Origin of the sequence: Novosphingobium sp. Gsoil 351 (genome assembly GCF_009707465.1) — a bacterium.
In the GTDB taxonomy this organism is placed as follows: Bacteria; Pseudomonadota; Alphaproteobacteria; order Sphingomonadales; family Sphingomonadaceae; genus Novosphingobium.
Genome location: NZ_CP046120.1, coordinates 2,289,859 through 2,306,780 on the forward strand (window position 1 = coordinate 2,289,859; position 16,922 = coordinate 2,306,780).

Genomic DNA, 16,922 nt, shown 5'->3' on the forward strand with positions numbered 1-16,922 from the left:
CGACCGGCGGCCCAAAGGCGTCAGAACAGCGTGGTAAGCCAGTAAAAAAGCGCCCCCACCGCCGCGCTGGCCGGAATCGTGATCAACCACGCCGTGACGACGTTCTGCGCCACGCCCCACCGCACCGCGCTGGCTCTTCTCGCCACGCCTGCACCGATGATGCAGCCGGTAATGGTGTGCGTGGTCGAAACGGGGATACCCAGCCACGACGCGGCAAACAGCATGACCGATCCCCCGGTCGAGGCGGCGAAGCCCTGGTGATGGTCGATCTTGGTGATCCGGCTGCCCATCGTCTCGATGATCCGCCAGCCGCCGGTCAGCGTGCCGAGCGAGATTGCGACATAGCACGAGATCGAGACCCAGTGGGGCACCTGAAAGTCCCCGCTCAGATAGCCCGTGGAATATAGCAGCACCGTAATCAGCCCCATCGTCTTTTGCGCATCGTTGAGGCCATGTCCGGTCGAATAGGCGGCGGACGAGATCAGGTGCAGCATGCCGAACCGTCGCTCAGCCCCGCGCGCGGTGGCACGGCGCATCATCCAGCTGCTGACAAGCATGATGAGCAACGCCAACATCATGCCCAGAGTGGGCGACAGGACGATCGCGATCAGCGTCTTGTTGAGGCCGGTCCACTGCACCCCGCCGAGCCCGGCGTGGGCGACGCCGCTGCCGATCAGCCCGCCGACCAGCGCATGGCTCGACGACGAAGGGATGCCCTTCAACCAGGTCACCACGTTCCAGAAGCTCGCCCCGATGAGCGCGCCGAAGACCACCCCTGGTGTGACCAGATCCTTATCGATCAGACCCTTGCCGATCGTATCGGCGACCTTGTGCAGCGCCGGGAAAGCCAGCGTCAGGAAATAGGCCGCGAAGTTGAAGAACGCGGCGAAGCCGACCGCTTGGACCGGACCCAGCAGGCGCGTCGCCACCACCGTCGCGATCGAGTTGGCGGCGTCGTGCAGCCCGTTGAGGAAATCGAAGGCCAACGCGATCAGGATCAGGCCGGCCAGCAGCGGGAACGCGAGTTCGTGCATCAGGCGTGATCAATGACCAGGCCGTCGATCTCGTTCGCAATGTCCTCGAAGCTGTCGACGATGCGTTCGAGGTGCTTGTAGATTTCACGTTTGACGGTGAACGCCATCGCTCCACCGGGTTCGGCGGAGTGGCGTCGGTACGCCGATTTGAGCCCGGCGCGATGGACTTCGTCGGCATGACTCTCCATCCGCACCAGCCGCTCGGTCAGTTCGTGCAGCCGTCCTCCGTTGTTCGAGATGTCGCGCAGCAGCGGGATCGCCTCGGCCATCACCCGCGCCGAATCGATCGCGATACCGACCATGTCGGCCATCTCGGGCTCAAAGTCGGTGATGTCGTAGAGGTCCACCGCGTTGGCGGCGGACTGCATTTCGTCGATCGCATCGTCCATTGCGTTGATGAGCGAGGTGATCGCGCCGCGGTCGAACGGGGTCAGGAAGGTGCGCCGCACGGTTTGCAGGGTTTCGCGGATAATGTTGTCGGCGTCGTGCTCGCGTTCGTTGATCTCGCGAATGTGTTCCTCGCGCGCCCCGCCCTCGCGAAACAGCCGGCCGAGCGCGTCTGCGCCGGCGACCACGCTGCGTGAGTGCGATTCGAAGAGCTCGAAGAAGTCGCCTGTCGTAGGCAACAGGCGCTGGAACCAGGCAAACATCGGACCCACCCTCGATTTTTGCGCGACCACCGAGATGATCGTCTTGCGCTTGGTTGCTTTGGAAAATTCGGCGGCGTTGAACGAGCGGATCAGATTGGCGAGATCGGGCTCTTCGACCATGTCGGCCGCCTCGCTCAGATTGAACCAGCGCCGGGTGCGCTCGCCCGCCTCTTTCCAATCAGGCATCTCCTCGCTGACCGCGAGCGGATAGACATCGACGTCGAACATCAAGGAGGCGCCCGTCTTGCGGCGCTTTCGATAGCGATATTGGCCGAGCGGAATCGGGCACATCGCGCCGCGCACCCCAGCTTCCTCCTCCGCCTCGAGCGCGGCGGCGATGTGAGGAACTTCCGAGCTCCCTCGGTTGCCTTTCGGTACGACCCATCGCTTGCTCTCGCGCGAGGTGACGAGCAGGATACTGACCACCCCGTTCCCAGTCGTGCGATAGGGCAAGGCGGCTATCTGGCGAATGGCTGGGTCCTATCGAGCTTCGGTCAATCCGCCGTAGTTCTTCGTCACAAGACCGCAACATCATCGCCATAGATGCCCACAGGCCAAATTCCCGTTTCAACGCTATGACCGCCTTGAAGGCGAGGCAATGCGAGCGCATTCTGCGTAAGGGAGCCGACGCCGCGTCGAGTCGCAGTCAGCGCGGGGAGCAGTTCCGCCTTATGGGAGCGGAATGCCGATGAAAGCTTTGCACCTTGTCCTCACGGCCGCGTTTGTCGCGGTGCAGGCTGGGCCTGCGCAAGCCCAGGCGACTGCGGCTGCGCCTGAGCCGGCCGCGGCGGCATCGGTCGCGCCCACCTCGGGCAAGCTCACCGCGACATTGGTCGGTGACCTGGAGGTCCCGGACGATGGCGATCCCGATGGTGCCGGCTCGGCGGCTATCTCCATCGAGGGAGGCAAGCTGTGCTACAAGGTCGAATATCACCACCTCGCTCCGGTCACGATGGCGCATATCCACGTCGGGGCGGCCGGCAAGGCGGGTGAGCCGGTGGTCAACCTGACATTGGACGCGGATGAAAACATCGCCGGCTGCACGCCGATCGCCTCCGATCTGGCGGCTCGGCTCTTGGCCGAGCCGGGCGCATATTACGTCAACGTGCACACGACCGAGCTGCCAAAGGGAGCGATCCGAGGACAATTGGGCAAGTAGCTTGCATGTCCCTCCGGCCTCACCGCGTGATTTCGACTGTAACCATTCGGGTCGGCATATGACCGCCGAGCGCGGACACCTTCATTTCCCCACGGCGACGCCTACAAAGTAGCGACCCACGCTTTCGCGGCCGCCTTGGGTGTGTCGCGCTTGGCGGCAATATCCGCGATGCTGCGCGTGATGAGAACATCGGGCACTACGCCTCGATCGGGCTGCGGCGTCTGCGCAAAGTTGCCGATGATCGGCATGTCGAACTCCAACCCGCTCGCCGGCAAGCGCACGAAAAAGTAGCCGTTTCCATTGATCCCGCGCAAGTTGCCGCCGCTCGGTTCTCCGAACAGGCGAACCAGGCCGGATTCGCGTGCGCGGCGGGCGAATGAAAACGTCGCGGAGCTGCACGCCGGGCCAATCAGCGCCGCCACCGGCACCGTAATGCGCGGAGTGATCGAGGGGATCGTATCGCTTCCTTCCCGACCCAGTTCGTAGAAGCCGCCTCCTGCGTCGGTTGCATTTTCACCGATTGCGCGAAAGCTGGCGTCCCATGTGTCGAGATAGGCATCGAGCTCCTGGGGAGAGCGGCGGTACCGCACCAGCTGCCGATAGCCTTCGAACTGGAGATCCTTGTCGCTGAGGCGGGCGAAGATCGCGTTGCCACATTCATTGCCGCCCTCGTTCTCGCGCAGGTCGATGACCAGTCCCTTCGCCCCGCGCAGGCTGGCCAAGCGGTCGGCGAGCCATGGCTCCCACTTCCATGTGCTGTTGTACATGACCCAGCTCGGCATGGTGAGGATCGCGACGCCATCCTCCATCTCCCACGTCCAGAACGGTTCGGAGGTGCCGTCCGTCTCGAGCGTGTGACGATTTGCGCGTCGTTGTTCGGCCGTAACACCTTTGAAATCGCCAGCGCCGAGCCGACCATCGGGCGTCCGGTAGCTCAGGTGGAAACCCGCCGGGCGCGGCGGCAGAATGAGGCCCTGATAGATATCGAAGGTTTCCCACCGATCGATGTTGCGCATGGCCATCTGCGCGACCCTCTTGGCGTCGTTCGATCCGTCGGCCCTGGCGTAAGGGACGAGACGCTCGAGCAGCCGGGGAGCCGCCTCGCCATCGATAGTAAGTATCTCGGTGCCCGCAAGCAGGCCCGTCCCGCTGCGGTCGGCGAGCACGACCATGCGTCCCGCGATCCAGTCGAATTCGAGCGGCAGCTTGGTCGGGCGTTCGAACAGCGACTGCACGACGCTTTTGCTCTGGTTGTACGGATTGCACTGGCTGTGACCGCAGCGGATGGTTGCCATGAACCGCGAGAGGACCAGAAAGCGCTGCTCCAGACTCCCCGCGCCGACAAAGTCCCGCTCCAGGCGTGCGAGGTGCTGGCTCAGCTTCCGTGGTGTCTGGTAGCGAAAGACCCCAGGGTGCAGCGCGAGTGTGCGCCGCACGATCTCGATGTCCTGGCGGTATTCGCCGGCGGATGGTGTGGCCTCGAAGGCCGTGGGAGGCGATGATCGCGGCACCGCCGGACACCAGCATCGATCGTCGAGTGAAGTGCATCATGCGCCGACGCTGCCAGAGCAGCGATAACGGTGCGCCTCATATCGCGCATTTTCGGCGATTATTTGCGACTTGAGCCGTGAGCTTGGCGATAAGCCGATGGACTGGCGCCGAAGGTCGCTTTGAAAGCCCGATTGAAGCTCGCCTTTGAACTGAACCCGCTTTCCAGCGCCAAATCGAGCAGATCGCCGGCTGACCCTTGGCGCAGGCGCTCGGCGACATCCTCACAGCGCAGCCGGTTTACATAAGCCGAAAAGCTTTCGCCCAAACCGTCGTTGAAGGCGCGCGAGACGTAAGAGGTGTTGGTGCCAAGGATCTTCGCAAGCTTGGGCACGCTTAGTTCCGGGTCGGCAAAGATCCGCTCGCGAATGATCCTGCCGGCCCATTCCCCGGCCTTGCCCGACCAATCGGTCGTGCCGGGTTCGGATATCTGGAGCTCGGCCAAAGTAGGAAAAGGCACGGTCGAATGGCGCCAGCCTTCTATGCCCAGGAAGAGCGCGAACGCCGCAATGGCCGCGTACAATCCCATAAGCCCGAAATACCCGAGCGGCCGGATCAAATCCCAGATGCCGTAGGTCGCCCAGATGGCCAGCAGCACGAACAGCGCCGCTACGGCCCGGCTCAGCCAGCCAAGCATCAGGCGATGGGTGTCGCTCCGCTGCCGGATCAATCTGGTGCGGTATTGGCCGATCAACGACCGGCACAAGCCGCCGTATGTACCCAAACCGAGGACCACGCCGAGATTGACGATCAGGTCATGTGTTGGCGAGGATTGCGTCAGCCAATCGTTCTTGAAGGGCTGGCGAAGCAAGAGGAACGCTCCTGCCAGATAGGTGAACTGGACGACGGCCGGCGCGAGATGGAACCACGTTCGTTGCGGCAAGCGTCCGGTGGTCAGCGAAACGACGTAAAAGTAGGTCAGCGGAGCAATCGCGAGAGATATGGCAAACGGCGCGAAGCTGAGCCACTGCCACCGGTCGTAGAAACCCGCAAAGCCGATCATCCACGGCGTGATCACCCCGGCAAGTACCACTAGAAGAACCGCGAGTATTCGGTTGGCTATTCGGTTCTGAATCGGTCGGAGAAGTGCGATCGCAAGCAGCAGCAACTGAGCGAATGCAACAGAGAGAATGGCCGATCGCCAGCCGTAGACGAGACCCTGGACCATGGCGGGTCACTAGCATGCCGCAAATGCCCGTCGAAGGGCGAACTGTCACGGCGGCCAACGCCTTTGAGATCGACGGCCATCGCCGCTGACCGTCCACCGGCCCGGGGCAACGTGAAACGCTCGAAGCGATAAGTGGGCGTCCTGGAGTGAGGAGTTCCAGGACTGTGTGGTGCGCCACCTAGTCAGCGCCGAACCCGTCTCCGACCAGATTTCCCGCTTTAACGGGAATATATCGGGAAATACGCGCCTAAACGCCTTTAATCGCATCAAGTTAGTAGCGCCAGAGCCCGGAATTGCGCGGTTCGGGAGGGTTTCCCGTAAACGCAAAACGGGAATTCACCCGAGCAGAAACGGGAACGCGCGTTGCCAAGTACGGGTAAACTGAGTGCCCCGACAAGAATCGCTGTTTGGCGTCGCCTCTTGCCACCACAACACTCGTTGATCGGCACGCTCAGCTTTCGCGAGCTCAGTCCCACAAGATCCCGGACCGGCGCGACGGCACCGTCCCCCACCCTTTCGTCACGTCGATCTCGGGCCTGCGAAACGGGTCGTGACCCATGGCACCGGGCCTGGCCAAACTGACGCGCGGACCGGAGGTAGAAATCCGCGGCTCGCCGGCAGAGGCCTTGCGGACCCCCTCTAGACCGTAGCGCAAAGAGTCGATGACGTGGTTATGAGCATCGGCCGGTTTTGGCAGGATAACGCCAGTCTGACGATCGGTCGACCAACGGTACATGACGAGCTCGTCTGCCAGGTGCTTGCAGCGGGGATGCACGACGATGTCGTAGTTCTTCAAAAACTCGATCCCGTCCTCGACTGAGCCTGCGCCCTTGATCGCAGCGGCAATGTCGAACCCCATCGCTTTCATGTAAGCGATGGTTTCAGGGCGAGCTATCGGCAGTGATGCGGATCTTGCGCGCGCCGGAGATACCCGGGTGAGCGAAGGGGTTGGTCCAGCGAGCTGGCCGCCGATCATCCGAACCGGCGAACAGCGCCGGGATTTCGTTGATCGGGCAACCGATCTGGTAGGCCTCGTAATCGACGAAGAGACACCTGCCCTTGGGGTCCGCTATGACGCGGCTCATGCCGGGCTCGCCTTCCCAGTGCCCGATGAAGCAGCGCACCAGCACCGTGGGATCGTTGCTATATCCCCAGTCGGCGCCGAAGCGGAAAACCGCATCGCTGGGCGTCTCGAAGCCTAAACACAGCCAGTTGCGGAACACCTGCGCTTCGCTGTGGGTGACATACTTGCCCTGCCAGATGTGGGCGTACTTCTCCGGGTCGCGCCCGCGGTCGTATTCCATGTCCCGGCGCAGCACGTCAGGGAACCACGGGTTGTCGTCGTAGCCAACCTCGACGAGGATGGTACCCGGCGGCGGCGTGCCGTCGCGGAACATGCGGTCGACCGGATCTGTCGGGTAGCGCGGATTGTAGCTCCACCAGATCTCCGAGCCCTCGCGGCGAATGGTCGGGATCAGCGCATCGAGCGATGATTGCGACAGGGTCGCCGCCTCTTCGACCCAGGCAAGATCATAGCCCTCATAAGACTTGATCGAGGCATCCTTTCCGTTGAGTCCGACGAAAGTGAACACCGAACCGTTGCGCCCGCGGATCTCGCGTTCGGTGAAACTGAAGAAGCGGTCGCCTCCTGGCCCCATCTCCATGCGCTCGATGCTATCCTCGATCAGCTTCTTGGAGGAGTCGCGCATCGAGTTCTGGAACTCGCGCAGACACAAGATGCGGGTGGGGCAACGCCGGGCCCGCTCGATCAGCTTGAGCGCGATCGTCCAGGACTTCGCGCCGCCGCGGCCGCCGAAGAAGACGCGGTGGCGGACCGGTTCGTGGGAGTCGTTCTGCCGAACATCGAGCCAGGTGGCCCAGTCGGGGAGCATCACCTTCACGACTTGGGCTCCTTCCACAAGTCGGCCGGTGGCAGAGCAACCTTTGAGCCCTCAGCGTGGTGATAGATGACCTCGAGCGGCTTGGGAGACGAGGCGAGGGCACCGGGCGAGAACCGCTCGATCAGGTTGATCACGTACTGGAGGTCGCGTGCGCTGCCGCTGGTCATCGTCTGCACCAGTCGCTCGACCAGAATATCTGCAACTTCCATGTCGAGGACCTGCTCGCCGCGTTTGATCTTACGCTTGGTCCGCAAGGCCCGGTCAAGGATTTCGGGGATGGATAGCGGGTTGTCCGCCTCCACCGCCTTGGGCTTCTTCCGGCGGCGGCCTTTGGCTGCGGCGTTACCGGGTTTGAACCGGTGCTGGCGGGGCGGTTTGCCGTAGCCCACATCATAATCATCGCTCATGATGTAGCGCCCCTACTTGCGGCGGCGCACGACGGCGCCCGTTGCAGCGTTGACGGGTTCGATGCCGGTGACGTCGCAAAACCGGCGCAGCGCCACGTTGACGTAGTGCGGGTCGAGTTCGATAACCGCAGCCCGCCTGCCGCAGCGCTCAGCGGCAATCATTGCCGTTCCCGATCCTCCGAACGGGTCCAGGATCAGCGCGCCGCGGGTCGAACAATCGAGCATGGCGTCGGCGATCAGGCCCACGGGCTTGAGGGTCGGGTGCATCGCCAGCTTTTCGGCGCGGCCCTTCTGGAACGAGTTCATCCCGGGGGCCATCCACACGTTGGTGCGGTTACGGCCATGCTTCCCGAGTTCGATGTTGTTGATGTGCTTGGCCTTGCCGGCCTTGAACACCGCGATGAGTTCATGCCTGCTGCGGTACAGCGAGCCAAGGGCCCCCTGGCTTTTGACCGAGCAACACAGGTTCTTGAACTCGGTATAGACGCTGCCCGCGGTCAGCAGCTCGAGCAGGTGGCGAAAATCCATGAAGATGAAGTGGATCGAGCCATCGACACTGTTAGCGATCATGTGCTCAAACGAGGTGCGCAAGAATGCGGTGAACTGTTCCGGGCTCATCTCGCCCGACGCCATCCCGAACTCGCGCGCATCGGCCTTGCTCGAGACATGACCCTTGATGGGCACATTAAAAGGAACGTCCGAGATGATCATCTGCGCCAGCTCGCCGTCGAGCAGCGCTAGGTACGATTCCCGGTCCAGTGCGCTGCCACAAAACAACCGGTGGCGACCGCACAGCCACAGGTCGCCCAGCCGGGCGACGTCCTCAATGTGGTTCGGGTTGACGGGCTTGTCCGCCGGATCGGCTTTGGGTTTGTGGCGCCGCTCAATCAGATCATCGACCTTGGGGAGTTCGAAACCGGTCGCAGTGATCTCGAACTCGTCGAGCGCGATCAGCTCTTCGAGCTCGATCGCGAGGATCTCATCATTAAATTCGCTCAGTTCCCCCAGCTGGTTGTCCGCGATCATGAAGGCCCGCTGTTGGGCCTCGCTCAGGTGCGCGATCGACACCGTGGGGATCGTGTCGAGCCCCAGCTTGATCGCCGCCAAGGTTGCACCGTGGCCGGCGTAAATGACGTTGCCCGCGCCAACGACCACCGGCTTGTTGAAGCCGACCGAGTTTATCGATTCCGCCAATTTGTCGATCTGATCGTCATCGTGGATGCGGGAATTGCGCGGATTGGGAACAAGCGCGCGCGGGTCCTGGTGGGTGAGTTTGAGAGAAGTCATGTGTGCCTCCGTTTTAGAGGCAGACACATCTGGGGGACTTTCGAGGGCTTGGTCAGGCTGAACTAAAGAAACGCTCACGCCCGGCCTTTCGACCTGCAGTCAGGCTACCTGCTGCCTCAAAGAGGCGCAGCTAAAGCTTGTCGGCGGTGAGCTTCTGGTCGGCTGAGGTTTTTTTGATCCCCTCATCGATCATGGCGTCGAAAGCAGATCGGGCCATATAGCGAAGCGCGATGCCCATGCGCCGGTCGCCAGTGCCGTCGCATTCCGCGGTGCGCTGGTCGTACATAGTTCGGCCAAGGCGCCACAGGCTCGCGCCAAGCTTGCCGCCGCCAATCGGATAGGGTGGCGGCACCGCCACGTCGAACCGAAACACCATCCCCACCGCAACCGTCTCGCTGGCAAACGCGAACGCCGCCCCGTCGGGCTTCCCGCTCTCACGGGCACGAGAGTTGGCCCGAGCAACTTCGAGTTCGGTCAATTCCTGCGTGGGGCCGATGTGCTGCGGATATTTGGTGGTGAGACCCATCGACAGCTTCTGGAAAACGTCGACCGCCTTAGCGCTGCACTGGTCAGCTGCCGTAAGCCAGACCTCCTTGAGCTTGTTGTTCTCGAACCGAGGAGAGAGCTCGAAGGGCACGGCGGCGATGACGATCTTCTGGCTGGTATGATTGATTTGGAGGCGATCCACCGCCTCGGGCCGTCCGCGCACCTTCGCGCTCTTGACGCCCTCGACCGCACTCACCGCCGCAAGCGCCTCTTCAGGCGTCATTCCGACTGACAGGCCCTGCCAGAGCACAATTGGAACCGGCGCGGGCTCTTCGGCCATGGCGCTTCCACCAGGCAGCGCAACCATCGCGACAGCGAACAATATAGAGAGAAGGCGGGCGACCAGGAAGATCCTCGAATACATACTATAGTAAATAAAGAGGTGAGCCGGTAATTGCCAATGGTTTGTGCATGGACATGCGCAAACTCGTCGGCTCCAACGTGCGTCGATTGCGAATAGCTCGCGGAATGACACAAGAGCAGTACGCTGAGCGCTCGGGGTTCTCTCAGCAGTACATCTCCGACCTTGAACGCGGGCGACGCAACCCGACGGTGGTGTCGCTGTTCGAGCTTGCCCAAGCGCTCAACGTGGGACCGACGGACCTGATTTCGGAAGAATGAGCCCGCGGCGGGAGCAAAAAATCGCTGTGCGAGGATCGCCATGCGGAAGTCGTCTTGGCCAGGGCCCAACGTGCACTCCGACTTCTCAGACGGCATCGTGCGGAAACACGATTGTGGTTTCGAAGGGCCGCTTTGCGCCTTGATCCCGGTCGTCCATCGCGGGATCTGCAAAGCCAAAAGTTGACGTCTGCCGGGCACGCGGTTGGCCTCGCTATCAATGATTGCGCTATCGATGCGGCACAAGAGTTCTTGCGCTCGGACCGGTTGGAAGTTGTTCTATTGTGCAGGCATCGTGCCGGGCCGTAGGTATGGGAACATGTGAGCGACGAAGTCGGCTTTGCCCAAGTCGATACCCTGGCCACGCAGGATCGCGTAGGCGATTATGATGTGAAAGTAGAACTGGGGCATCGTCCAGTCGCGGGCGTATTGCTTCGCCGTTAGGTCGAAGATCATGCCGTTGGGCAGCGCGTGGGCGATCGGCGCCTCCGGATCGGTTTGGGCCGCTTCGGCAGTCAACCCTTTCACCACGCCTAAGGCCTCGCTGATCCGTGCCCGTGCGTCGGCTATTGAGCCCGGACGCTCGGTCGCGTTGCGGCCCTCATTCAACAGCACGTCGATCGTATCCGGGAAATCTCGTCCCTGTAGCCGGCACATGCCCTCCTGAGCTTGCACACAGGCGAACCGGATTTGAGTGGAGAGTGGAAACATGTCGGGAGAGAGGCGCTTGGACAGGAGCGCATCTGCCTCGCCGCCCGGCATTTGCACCTCAGCCTTGGCTAGCCACTCCGAAAGCGCTCCCAGCATCTGAACGTAGGTGGGCACAAGAATGTCGAGCAACTTCACGTTTGTTCCTCTTTTGGGGAGCCGGCTTTCGCGGGCTCAATTGGTGTATCGCTATTTCCCGGACATTGAGACGCTGGCCATACTTTGAAGGTCACACGGGCATCTCCCAACCTCCCGGCAGGAACGTCCGCGTGCCTGAAGTGCGGGGCCGCAACCGCTTCAGCCCGGCGAGACAAGCAGTGGGCAGTCGCCTCAGCTGGCCACGAACTCTAGAATATCCGCGTTCAGCACATCGGCATTCACAGTGAGCATGCCGTGAGAGAGACCGGGGTAGGTCTTGAGCGTGCCGTTCGGCAGGAGTTTGATCGCCTTCTGCGCCGAGGCGGCTATCGGAACGACCTGATCGTCCTCGCCGTGCAAAACCAGGGTCGGCACGGTGATCGCTTTGAGGTCCTCCGTTTGCTCGGTCTCCGAAAACGCCTTGATGCCGTCGTAATGCGCCTTGGCGCTGCCCATCATGCCCTGCCTCCACCAGTTCTGGATCACGCCTTCATGGACTGTCGCGCCCTCACGGTTGAAGCCGTAGAAGGGGCCCGCGGGGACATCGCGAAAGAATTGCGCGCGATTGCCGGCAAGAGCGGTCCGGTAGCCGTCGAATACCTGCATGGGGGTGCCCTCAGGATTGTCGGCGGTCTTCAGCATGAGGGGCGGGATCGCCGCAACGAGAACTGCCTTGGCGACCCGGCCGGCAGGTCCGCCGTGTCTCGCTACATATCTCGCGACTTCCCCGCCTCCCGTAGAATGACCGATATGAACGGCGTTACGTAAATCCAACGCCTCGGCGACAGCGAAGGCATCGGCCGCGTAGTGGTCGATGTCATGGCCCTCGGCAACCTGCGCCGACCGCCCGTGACCGCGCCGGTCGTGCGCGACCACGCGATAACCTTTCGACAGGAAGAAGAGCATCTGCGAATCCCAGTCGTCGGAACTGAGCGGCCAGCCGTGGTGAAAAACGATGGGCTGGGCGACCTTGGAACCCCAGTCCTTATAAAAAATCTCGACGGCGTCTTTCGTGATGATTGTACTCATCGGTAGTGTTCCTTTGGTTTAGTCGGGAAAGATAGAAGCTCGCGTCAGGTAAAATCACGATCCTCCGGAAGGGGCGTGAACTCTTCGTCGTCGGCATCGGGCAACTTCATGCGCCCTTGCTTCCAGTCTTCCCTTGCCTGTTCGATCCGATCTCGCGACGAGCTGACGAAGTTCCACAGCATGAACCGCTCGCCAATGGGATCGCCGCCCAGAGCCATGATGGTGGCCGCTTCATTCGCCTTCACGACCACATCCTCGCCGGGCTCAAGCACAGCCATCTGCCCGGCATTGAGAATCTGCGCCCCGACCATCGCGGTGCCGGCGGCGACGTAGACCGCGCGCTCCTCGTATTCGGCGGGGAGGGTGCGGCGCGCGCCCGCATCCATATCCCAGTGCATGTAGAATTGCGGGCTGTGGACCATCACCGCCGATCGCATTCCTTCTGCGCTGCCCGCGATCAGTCGACCGCGAAGGCCCTGCTCTTCCCAGGTCGGCAAGTCGGCATAGCCTGCGTGGTGATAGAAGGCGGGATCGGCCTCTTCATGCTCGGTTGGCAGGGCGACCCAGGCCTGGATGCCGTGCATGTGTGCGCCGTGCTCGCGGGCGTGGTCGAAGCGTTCGGAATGAGTGATGCCGCTTCCGGCGATCATCCAGTTGACTTCGCGTGGGCGGATTCCCTGCGTCACGCCCAGGCTGTCGCGATGAGTGAGGGCGCCATCGAAGAGATAGGTGACGGTGGAGATGCCGATGTGCGGATGCGGGCGCACATCCATCTCGCGCGGGAGGCCGGGGGCGAGATCGGCGGGCCCCATATGGTCGAAGAAGATATAGGGTCCGACCGTCCGGCGAGCGTGAAAAGGCAGCACGCGTCCAACCTCGAACCCGCCGCCCAGGTCATGCCCGCGTTTATCGATGATGCGTTCAATCATTGGTCTCTGTCCCTCGGCGGCAGCTAAGCGAGCGTGAAGCTCATGCTGATCTTGGCGTTGAGTACTTTCGAGACCGGACAGTTCTTCTCCGCGGCGCGGGCAAGGTCCTCGAACTTTGCTTCATCGATGCCGGGTACCTGAGCGATGAGCGTCAACACCGAGCGACTGATCTTGAAGCCCTGGCCGTCTGCCTCAAGATGCACCGCCGCATCGGTCCTGAGCTCGGTCGGCGTGAAGCCGGCGGTCTGCAGCTGGAAGGCGAGCGCCATCGCGAAGCAGCTGGCATGGGCGGCGGCGATCAGCTCCTCGGGATTCGAGCCATGCTCGGTCTCGAAGCGCGTCTTGAACGAGTAGGGCGTCTCCGAGAGCACGCCTGACTCGGTCGTCAGGTCGCCATTGCCGTCTCGGCCGATGCCGCGCCACACGGCGTTCGCTTTGCGGATCATCTGCGGTTCTCCTTCAGGGGGTGACTGGGTAGTTGGTTACTCGGACGGGTCGGCTGGCTGATCGCCCAAAGCGCGCGGGAGAAAATCGAGAATCAGAGCCGCGATCTCACCAGCATGGGTTTCGAGCGCGAAATGTCCGGCATCCAACAGGTGGATTTCAGCCGTCGGATTGTCACGCTTGTAGGCCTCGGCACCGGCCGGAACGAACGCCGGATCATGCCGGCCCCAAGCGGCCAGCAGAGGCGGCTGGTGCTCGCGGAAATAGGCCTGAAAATCCGGATAAAGCGCGACGTTGGTGCGATATTCGCGGATCAGGTCGAGCTGGATGTCCTGTGCACCGGGCCGCGCCAGATAAGCGATGTCGAGTTCATACCCGTCGGGCGACAAGAGCTCGGGATCGGCGCCTGTGCCGTACTGCCAGTTCCTGATCGTGTCGGGCGACAGCGACGGTCGGCAGGCTTCGCGATTCGCCTCGCTTGGATCGCGCCAATAGTCTTCCCAAGGTCCCCACTGGTCGCTGAAACCTTCGACATAGGCGTTGCCATTCTGGCTGATGATCGCAGTCACGCGCTCGGGGTGACGCATGGCAAGGCGCAGGCCGACCGGCGCACCGTAGTCGAAGATGTAAAGCGCGTAGCGATCGAGCGACAAAGCATCGACAAACCGCGTAAGCACGTCCGCGAGCCGGTCGAAGCTGTACTCGAACTCACCTCGAGGCGGGGACTTGGTCTGGCCAAAGCCGGGCAAGTCGGGCGCGATAAGTCGGTAGCGGTGCGCCAGGAGCGGGATCAGATCGCGGAACATGTGGCTGGCGGTCGGGAAGCCATGGAGCAGCAGGATCACCGGCGCGTCGGCGGGTCCGGCCTCGCGGTAGAACACCGTCACGTCGCCGACTTGCTGCGACTTAAAGCGTGTTGGCGTTCTGTCGGACTGCATCTTGGGGCTCCTCGAGCTCGTGAAGTGCCAGCTGGAAGGTCGTGTCAGTGAATGATGGCGGTGATGCGGATTTCGAACCGCATTTCAGGCAGGCCCAGGCTTTCGACGCCCAGCTGGGTCCATGTCGGCGCGTGATGCGGCATGTACTGGCGGTAGAGCTTCACGATTGTGTCGTTGACGATCGGAGGGAAGCCGCCGACGTGGTAGGTGTTGACGTGAACGACATGATTCCAGCTTGCGCCGGCCTGGGTGAGGACCAGCTCAATGTTCCGGAACGCGCCCGCTATCTCGGCGTCAAGGTCGCCGGGAATTTCGAGCTTGTCGTTCCACCCGCCGTGGCCGGAAGTTTCCAACCGATCCCCGATCCTGACGGCGCTCGAGAAGTGCAGGATCTCGCGGAGTTTCTCACCGGCTCCGGGCGCCACGATGAAAACTGGCCTGTCCATCATGCAGTCCCAACGGCGCGCAGGCGATCCGAGGCCTTGACCCCTTCATGGGCATCGAACATCGGGATGCCACCCGAAGCTGCCGTGACCGGGACTTCGTTCTGCAAGACGTCCCAATGCTCGGCGAGCATGCCGCCCTCGACCCGGAAAAAATCGACCACCACCTGAGGCGCGTCGCCCCAGCCATGGATGCGGCCGTGAATGGCGACCAGATCGCCTTCGGCGACGATCAGACCAGGCTCGTAATGGACTTCCTCCGACAGGCCGGCGACCAGCGTGCGCAAGGCGTCCCGGCCTTGCGGGATGTCCGGATTGTGCTGGATGTAATCGGGAGCGTATAGACTCTCGACGGCGGTCACGTCACGACGCTGAAACAGCGAAGTCATCGCCTCCATCACCAGCGCTTTGTTTCGCTCCGGTCGATCGTCAGAGACCTGATCGGCGCGCCGAGTGATCGTGAACGCACCCGTCATCCGCAGAAACTGGCCACCAGGCAGCGTCGCAAAAGAGTGGATTAGGCCACGATCATAGTCCTGGACGTTGGTCACGGTCGCGCCATCCGCCTCCTGCCAGCTCACAGCGAAGATGCTGTTGCCGAGGGGGACGACGAAGATGTCGACGATCTCGCTTCGGGCGAACGGTCCTTCCTTGATCTCGAACCTTAACTGGGTACCCGATAGCAGCGTCAAGCTCAGGGCGAAGTTCGGGTAGGCGACATCCATTTCTTGTCCGACGGGGAAGCGATCCATCGACATCCGCATTGTCCTTGTGTGGTCTGATAAATGGTCTGATCCATCCGGGGATGACTGAGCGCTGCGGGGAACCGGTGTTTGCCGCGGTTCGACCATCACGCTCGTCATCCCGACCGGATCAAGCTGCCGCGCTCAGGACTGGCGTATTGAGCAGCTGCTGCTCCCAGAGGAAGGCGATGCCGCTGCCCGCGGCGTGGTGTTTCATCACGTCGGTCAGCGGACCAGCCGTGTCCAGCCGGGCCCAGTCACGCTGCCACTCCGCCGCGAGTGCGAGCCAGGTCATCACGTTCGCTCCTGCGGCGATCATGCGCTGGATCGCAACCTCGTGCGCCTCGACCGAGATGCCGCCCGAAGCATCGGTGATCACGGTCACGTCCCAGCCTTCGCCGAGTGCCTGAATAGCCGGCATGGCGACGCAGACCTCGGTCCACAGGCCCGCCATGATCAGCTGCTTGCGACCCGTTGCCTTGACGGCATCGACGACCTTTGGATCCTGCCAGGTGTTGATGAGCGTGCGGTCGATCACCTCCTGATCAGGGAATACATCGGTAATCTGGGGGAAGATGAAACCGCCCCGTTCTTCGAGGACGCTCGTCAGGATCGTTGGCACGCCGAAAACCTTGGCGGCCTTCGCTAAGCCGACCGCGTTGTTTACCGCCATCTGCGGATCATGGCTGTTGAGGTTGGTGAGCTGGTACGGCTGATGATCGATCAGCACGAGCACGCTGTCTTCGGGGCGAAGCAGAGCATTGAGACCATTGTTGCGCATTGGAAACTCCTTTGGTGTCGCTGAGTGATGCTCAGGCGGTGGGTTCGATGAAGACGTGAAGAGAATGGATGCGCCCATCCCGCGCGTGGGCGATGTCCATGCCGCTGACCGCGACCGGGCCATTTGGCGGCCCGGCCTGCCAGCGCAGCCGACCGATGCCATGGTGGCCCATTGCCGGGCCGGTCGCGGTGAAGGCAAAGTCGGCCGGCAGCTTGGCTAGCAGCCGGGCTACCGCTTCGGAGATCGCAGCATGGCCCTCTACTGCCGTGTCCGGCGGCTCGTACAGGACCGCGTCTTCAGCATAGAGTTCGCCGATAGCTTCGATACGTTTCCGGGCATCGCGCTCGTTGAACACGCTGGCCAGATTGGCTTGCATAAGGCGGTCGTAGTCAGTGGCACTTGCCGGTCGGCTGGACATCGGAATGGGCTCGTCGGGTTTGGACTTGCCGCG

20 protein-coding genes are annotated in these 16,922 nt (G+C 62.3%); 2 read left to right on the forward strand and 18 right to left on the reverse strand.

Going from position 1 to position 16,922, the window contains the following annotated elements:
- Window positions 1–20 precede the first annotated feature (20 nt).
- Window positions 21–1,034, reverse strand: coding sequence for an inorganic phosphate transporter (locus GKE62_RS11005; protein ID WP_154692286.1), 1,014 nt, complete (start codon window positions 1,032–1,034; stop codon window positions 21–23).
- Window positions 1,034–2,137 (reverse strand): DUF47 family protein, encoded by a 1,104-nt coding sequence (locus GKE62_RS11010; protein WP_230206643.1) that lies wholly within the window; start codon window positions 2,135–2,137, stop codon window positions 1,034–1,036. The genes GKE62_RS11005 and GKE62_RS11010 overlap by 1 nt, the downstream gene beginning before the upstream one ends.
- Before the next feature lie 235 nt (window positions 2,138–2,372).
- On the opposite strand from GKE62_RS11010, the gene GKE62_RS11015 reads away from it, so the two are divergent.
- Window positions 2,373–2,843 (forward strand): CHRD domain-containing protein, encoded by a 471-nt coding sequence (locus GKE62_RS11015; protein WP_195908350.1) that lies wholly within the window; start codon window positions 2,373–2,375, stop codon window positions 2,841–2,843.
- Between the two features lie 101 nt (window positions 2,844–2,944).
- On the opposite strand, the gene GKE62_RS11020 is transcribed toward GKE62_RS11015, so the two are convergent.
- The 7 genes from GKE62_RS11020 to GKE62_RS11050 all read right to left on the reverse strand — a co-directional run bounded on the left by GKE62_RS11020 (window position 2,945) and on the right by GKE62_RS11050 (window position 9,980).
- Window positions 2,945–4,354 carry a S41 family peptidase gene (locus tag GKE62_RS11020; RefSeq protein WP_230206644.1) on the reverse strand — a complete coding sequence of 470 codons (1,410 nt, stop codon included), beginning with the start codon at window positions 4,352–4,354 and terminating at the stop codon, window positions 2,945–2,947.
- A gap of 98 nt (window positions 4,355–4,452) precedes the next feature.
- The gene (locus GKE62_RS11025; protein WP_154692289.1) at window positions 4,453–5,559 is read right to left on the reverse strand and encodes a helix-turn-helix domain-containing protein; all 1,107 of its coding nucleotides are present in this window, start codon (window positions 5,557–5,559) and stop codon (window positions 4,453–4,455) included.
- A 466-nt stretch (window positions 5,560–6,025) separates the two neighbouring features.
- Entirely contained in the window at window positions 6,026–6,418 is a 393-nt protein-coding gene (locus GKE62_RS11030; RefSeq protein WP_195908351.1) for a terminase large subunit, read from the reverse strand.
- Window positions 6,419–6,440: 22 nt separating this feature from the next.
- The gene (locus GKE62_RS11035; protein ID WP_230207077.1) at window positions 6,441–7,451 is read right to left on the reverse strand and encodes a PBSX family phage terminase large subunit; all 1,011 of its coding nucleotides are present in this window, start codon (window positions 7,449–7,451) and stop codon (window positions 6,441–6,443) included.
- 5 nt (window positions 7,452–7,456) lie between these two features.
- A complete protein-coding gene (locus GKE62_RS11040; protein WP_154692292.1) occupies window positions 7,457–7,867 on the reverse strand; it encodes a DUF5681 domain-containing protein in 411 nt (136 codons plus the stop codon).
- A gap of 12 nt (window positions 7,868–7,879) precedes the next feature.
- The gene (locus tag GKE62_RS11045) at window positions 7,880–9,154 is read right to left on the reverse strand and encodes a DNA methyltransferase (RefSeq protein WP_154692293.1); all 1,275 of its coding nucleotides are present in this window, start codon (window positions 9,152–9,154) and stop codon (window positions 7,880–7,882) included.
- Window positions 9,155–9,284: 130 nt separating this feature from the next.
- Complete coding sequence (locus GKE62_RS11050) at window positions 9,285–9,980, reverse strand: hypothetical protein (RefSeq protein WP_154692294.1); 696 nt, start codon at window positions 9,978–9,980, stop codon at window positions 9,285–9,287.
- 131 nt (window positions 9,981–10,111) lie between these two features.
- Between GKE62_RS11050 and GKE62_RS11055 the strand changes: the two genes are divergently transcribed.
- Window positions 10,112–10,321, forward strand: a complete 210-nt coding sequence (locus GKE62_RS11055) for a helix-turn-helix domain-containing protein (protein ID WP_154692295.1) — start codon at window positions 10,112–10,114, stop codon at window positions 10,319–10,321.
- A 276-nt stretch (window positions 10,322–10,597) separates the two neighbouring features.
- On the opposite strand, the gene GKE62_RS11060 is transcribed toward GKE62_RS11055, so the two are convergent.
- The 9 genes from GKE62_RS11060 to GKE62_RS11100 all read right to left on the reverse strand — a co-directional run bounded on the left by GKE62_RS11060 (window position 10,598) and on the right by GKE62_RS11100 (window position 16,847).
- Window positions 10,598–11,164 (reverse strand): DUF1993 family protein, encoded by a 567-nt coding sequence (locus GKE62_RS11060; protein WP_154692296.1) that lies wholly within the window; start codon window positions 11,162–11,164, stop codon window positions 10,598–10,600.
- Between the two features lie 192 nt (window positions 11,165–11,356).
- Window positions 11,357–12,193, reverse strand: coding sequence for an alpha/beta fold hydrolase (locus GKE62_RS11065; protein WP_154692297.1), 837 nt, complete (start codon window positions 12,191–12,193; stop codon window positions 11,357–11,359).
- Between the two features lie 44 nt (window positions 12,194–12,237).
- Window positions 12,238–13,122: a pirin family protein gene (locus tag GKE62_RS11070; RefSeq protein ID WP_154692298.1), complete on the reverse strand. Its 885-nt coding sequence runs from the start codon at window positions 13,120–13,122 to the stop codon at window positions 12,238–12,240.
- A 23-nt stretch (window positions 13,123–13,145) separates the two neighbouring features.
- Window positions 13,146–13,568, reverse strand: coding sequence for an OsmC family protein (locus GKE62_RS11075; protein WP_154692299.1), 423 nt, complete (start codon window positions 13,566–13,568; stop codon window positions 13,146–13,148).
- A gap of 36 nt (window positions 13,569–13,604) precedes the next feature.
- Complete coding sequence (locus GKE62_RS11080) at window positions 13,605–14,504, reverse strand: alpha/beta fold hydrolase (RefSeq protein WP_154692300.1); 900 nt, start codon at window positions 14,502–14,504, stop codon at window positions 13,605–13,607.
- Window positions 14,505–14,548: 44 nt separating this feature from the next.
- On the reverse strand, window positions 14,549–14,950 hold the full coding sequence (locus GKE62_RS11085) for a Rid family hydrolase (RefSeq protein ID WP_154692301.1): 402 nt from the start codon (window positions 14,948–14,950) through the stop codon (window positions 14,549–14,551).
- Window positions 14,950–15,705, reverse strand: a complete 756-nt coding sequence (locus GKE62_RS19010; RefSeq protein WP_230206645.1) for a nuclear transport factor 2 family protein — start codon at window positions 15,703–15,705, stop codon at window positions 14,950–14,952. Before GKE62_RS19010 ends, GKE62_RS11085 begins: the two co-directional genes overlap by 1 nt.
- A 115-nt stretch (window positions 15,706–15,820) precedes the next feature.
- The gene (locus GKE62_RS11095) at window positions 15,821–16,471 is read right to left on the reverse strand and encodes a hydrolase (protein ID WP_154692302.1); all 651 of its coding nucleotides are present in this window, start codon (window positions 16,469–16,471) and stop codon (window positions 15,821–15,823) included.
- A gap of 31 nt (window positions 16,472–16,502) precedes the next feature.
- Entirely contained in the window at window positions 16,503–16,847 is a 345-nt protein-coding gene (locus GKE62_RS11100; protein WP_230206646.1) for a nuclear transport factor 2 family protein, read from the reverse strand.
- Window positions 16,848–16,922: the final 75 nt, after the last annotated feature.

Excerpts from the sequence above, each read along its gene's own strand:
- GKE62_RS11080 (WP_154692300.1), bottom strand. The coding sequence starts at position 14,504 with ATGCAGTCCGACAGAACGCCAACACGCTTTAAGTCGCAGCAAGTCGGC.
- GKE62_RS11055 (WP_154692295.1), top strand. The coding sequence starts at position 10,112 with ATGGACATGCGCAAACTCGTCGGCTCCAACGTGCGTCGATTGCGAATA.
- GKE62_RS11095 (WP_154692302.1), bottom strand. The coding sequence starts at position 16,471 with ATGCGCAACAATGGTCTCAATGCTCTGCTTCGCCCCGAAGACAGCGTG.
- GKE62_RS11045 (WP_154692293.1), bottom strand. The coding sequence starts at position 9,154 with ATGACTTCTCTCAAACTCACCCACCAGGACCCGCGCGCGCTTGTTCCC.
- GKE62_RS11100 (WP_230206646.1), bottom strand. The coding sequence starts at position 16,847 with ATGCAAGCCAATCTGGCCAGCGTGTTCAACGAGCGCGATGCCCGGAAA.
- GKE62_RS19010 (WP_230206645.1), bottom strand. The coding sequence starts at position 15,705 with ATGTCGATGGATCGCTTCCCCGTCGGACAAGAAATGGATGTCGCCTAC.
- GKE62_RS11015 (WP_195908350.1), top strand. The coding sequence starts at position 2,373 with ATGAAAGCTTTGCACCTTGTCCTCACGGCCGCGTTTGTCGCGGTGCAG.
- GKE62_RS11025 (WP_154692289.1), bottom strand. The coding sequence starts at position 5,559 with ATGGTCCAGGGTCTCGTCTACGGCTGGCGATCGGCCATTCTCTCTGTT.
- GKE62_RS11050 (WP_154692294.1), bottom strand. The coding sequence starts at position 9,980 with ATGGCCGAAGAGCCCGCGCCGGTTCCAATTGTGCTCTGGCAGGGCCTG.
- GKE62_RS11075 (WP_154692299.1), bottom strand. The coding sequence starts at position 13,568 with ATGATCCGCAAAGCGAACGCCGTGTGGCGCGGCATCGGCCGAGACGGC.
- GKE62_RS11035 (WP_230207077.1), bottom strand. The coding sequence starts at position 7,451 with ATGCTCCCCGACTGGGCCACCTGGCTCGATGTTCGGCAGAACGACTCC.
- GKE62_RS11040 (WP_154692292.1), bottom strand. The coding sequence starts at position 7,867 with ATGAGCGATGATTATGATGTGGGCTACGGCAAACCGCCCCGCCAGCAC.
- GKE62_RS11065 (WP_154692297.1), bottom strand. The coding sequence starts at position 12,193 with ATGAGTACAATCATCACGAAAGACGCCGTCGAGATTTTTTATAAGGAC.
- GKE62_RS11085 (WP_154692301.1), bottom strand. The coding sequence starts at position 14,950 with ATGGACAGGCCAGTTTTCATCGTGGCGCCCGGAGCCGGTGAGAAACTC.
- GKE62_RS11030 (WP_195908351.1), bottom strand. The coding sequence starts at position 6,418 with ATGGGGTTCGACATTGCCGCTGCGATCAAGGGCGCAGGCTCAGTCGAG.
- GKE62_RS11005 (WP_154692286.1), bottom strand. The coding sequence starts at position 1,034 with ATGCACGAACTCGCGTTCCCGCTGCTGGCCGGCCTGATCCTGATCGCG.
- GKE62_RS11070 (WP_154692298.1), bottom strand. The coding sequence starts at position 13,122 with ATGATTGAACGCATCATCGATAAACGCGGGCATGACCTGGGCGGCGGG.